This window comes from Methylobacterium sp. P5_C11 (assembly GCF_054049775.1).
Genome location: NZ_JBFULS010000119.1, coordinates 1 through 1,118 on the forward strand (window position 1 = coordinate 1; position 1,118 = coordinate 1,118).

1 pseudogene is annotated in these 1,118 nt (G+C 73.7%); it reads right to left on the reverse strand.

Going from position 1 to position 1,118, the window contains the following annotated elements:
- Nucleotides 1–1,118 (reverse strand): annotated as a pseudogene (locus ACXJKQ_RS27585) (glycosyltransferase); the annotation flags it as partial.

Consider the following 1,118-nt stretch of genomic DNA (forward strand, 5'->3'; position numbering starts at 1 on the left):
GGCCGCGTCGGGCGAGGGCGGCCAGCTCCGCGGCGAGCTCCGGGTCGGGAGAGCGGTCGTTGACGGCGAGCAGGGTGAAGGGGGTGGCCTGGGGCTGGGCCAGGCAGGCGTGGATGGCGCGCAGGGTCTCGCCGCGGCCCTTGTAGACCGGGACGATGACGACGACGCGGGCCTGCTCGATCGGCAGGGCCTGGGGCAGGCCGTCCCACTCGTGGGCCGCGGGGGCTTCCATGGGCGGGTAGGTGCCGAGATCCTCGGGGGCGGCCATCAGCCCGGCGGCCCGGCCCGTGCGCACGTAGTGCAGGAACGGAGACTCCCCTTGTCCCAGGAGATGGCCGTAGGCCCGGCGGTAGAATCGGGTTGAGAAGGTCTTGCTCGGATCGCGGTCCTCCTCCTGTCCGTGGGACAGGAAGTGGATCGCCGGGCCGTTCTCGAAACCGCGGGTGTCCGGGTAGCGCTTGAGGTACCAGGGCGCGTCGAAGAGCGGCTCGATCAGGCGGGCCTGCTCAAACAGCTCCGCGTCCTCGTCGGCCGGCGGCGCGCCGTAGCGGGGATCGAAGGCGTCGCTCGAGAGGTCGTCGCCGCGCAGAAGAGCCCGGGCCACGTGATGAACGAAGGGCGCCATACCCGTCGCCTCCGCGGAGGGATGGTGCGCGCGGTAGGCCCAGCCGTCGAAGTCGGGTCTGGGGTTGCGGCCCTTCCGCCAGCCGGTGCCGCAATAGTCGCGCACCGCGTCGTCCGCCTCGGACAGACCGTAGCGCGCCCGGTAGAAGTCATGGTCGAAATGCCCGGCCACCAGCCGCGCCTGCAGATCCAGCAGCCTCGCCCGCGTCACGGTCTCGCGTCCGATCGCGCCCAGCCAGCCGGTGTCCTCCACAGGTGCCCGCGCCGGCCGCAGGCCGCAGACGCCGAGGAGCGCCGCCAGGGTCGAGCGCCCCGGTCCCGGATCGCGCAGCTCCCGCCAGCCCGCCTCGGCGAAGTGCAGGTACGGCTCCCGCCCGCCCACGTCCGGGTAGGTCGCCCGGTACCAGGCCGCGTCCACCGCCGGCAGGTTCAGCCGGTGCGGCCCGGCGAACGGTTCGGCGCCCGTCAGCCGCGCCTCGGCCACGACGCGGAAG